Source organism: Parendozoicomonas sp. Alg238-R29 (genome assembly GCF_947331445.1).
GTDB lineage: Bacteria > Pseudomonadota > Gammaproteobacteria > Pseudomonadales > Endozoicomonadaceae > Sansalvadorimonas.
Map to the genome: position 1 here is coordinate 1 of NZ_CAMZOG010000210.1, position 1,419 is coordinate 1,419.

Sequence of the window (1,419 nt, forward strand, 5' to 3'; positions counted from 1 at the left end):
GACCGTCGGTCGCTGCCTGAGTTTACACTCCTTCCCTGTGTCCGTTTCCGGTCAGCAGAGAGGCCGCGAATTATACGCCCAAAGACGCCTGCGTCAACAGGTGATTCATAAATACTTTCAGAAAACTTCTCAACCAACACCTGAATAAAAAGGCTCATTCAACTCAATTCATCCAACAGGTGTTGAGTGTAGGTAGACACTATAAATAAGCGAGGAAGCTGGCTAGTTATTTTCACCTATAAAAAAAGCAGCCCTGACAGACTGCTTTTAGACAACCACTCAAAACTCACTAAGCACCCTTGGAAGATTTACTTCCCACATGAAAGATTCCTAACAAAGGGCCGGAACATGCGTATATAAGGAAGACAACAAACAACACTCTTGGAGGGTCTGAAAATACAACTGCAAAAACGAGCACCAGAGCAATAATAAAAATGAATGGTACACGACCGCGAAGGTCGAGTTGTTTAAAGCTATGATAACGGAAATTGCTGATCATCATTATACCGGAAAGCCCGGTAATTAATGCCGCAAGAAGAGCGACTGCAATTGAGCTTCCATCCACACCAAAATCACTAAGCGACCACACAAGGCCAGCAACCAGTGCTGCAGCACTTGGGCTATTCAAACCTGTGAAATAGCGCTTATCCGCCGTATCGGCCACGGTGTTAAATCTTGCCAAACGCAATGCTGCACAGGCTGCATATATAAAGGCTACCATCCAGCCAATCTTTCCGAGATCAGAAAGCGCCCAGCTAAAAACCACTAATGCTGGCGCAACACCGAAAGAAACCATATCGGAAAGGCTGTCGTATTCAGCACCAAACTTACTCTGGGCATTAATAAGACGGGCCACCCGACCATCAAGCCCATCAAGAACCATAGCAACGAATATTGCTATCGCTGCGGCACTAAAATCAGGCTGCTCAGCTGTAACACTGACAATGGCATAAAATCCGCAAAAGAGAGCTCCCGTCGTCAGGAGGTTGGGTAACAAGTACACCCCCCGGCGCTTTACCTTCTGCCCTCCCTCGGCCACTTCTTCCACATGCTCATCAACGGGTAGCAATCCATCCACTGAAGATGAACCTGATTTGTCCTGTTGCTCATCCATTATTATTAACCGCCTTTATATAAGACTACGCCACCTTACCATGATTATGCGGCAATCACGTATCAGCTATAGCACAGATGACTTATTTGAGGGGCTTTCTCAGGTTGGCTGAAGAAAGTGAGGGGTTGAAACAGAAATAGCCTTCAGGCAAAGATTGATTTGAACGGATCAACTTTACTGAAGGATCAGTACATGTCTGCAACACCCTCACTCCGCCCTATGTTCTCATTTCTTGGCTGGGTAATCGACCATATAGATATCGACTGGGATAATTCCAGCGCAACGGTTTATCTGCGCAGAGATGG

At 46.3% G+C, this 1,419-nt stretch carries 1 protein-coding gene; it reads right to left on the reverse strand.

The genetic code is table 11. From position 1 onward, the window contains the following. Window positions 1-289: 289 nt before the first annotated feature. Window positions 290-1,114: a CDP-diacylglycerol--serine O-phosphatidyltransferase gene (gene pssA, locus QMA35_RS21675; RefSeq protein ID WP_348650967.1), complete on the reverse strand. Its 825-nt coding sequence runs from the start codon at window positions 1,112-1,114 to the stop codon at window positions 290-292. Between the last annotated feature and the right edge of the window lie 305 nt (window positions 1,115-1,419).

Bases quoted from the DNA above. Each gene is read 5' to 3' on its own strand.
- pssA (WP_348650967.1), bottom strand. From the start codon at position 1,114: ATGGATGAGCAACAGGACAAATCAGGTTCATCTTCAGTGGATGGATTG.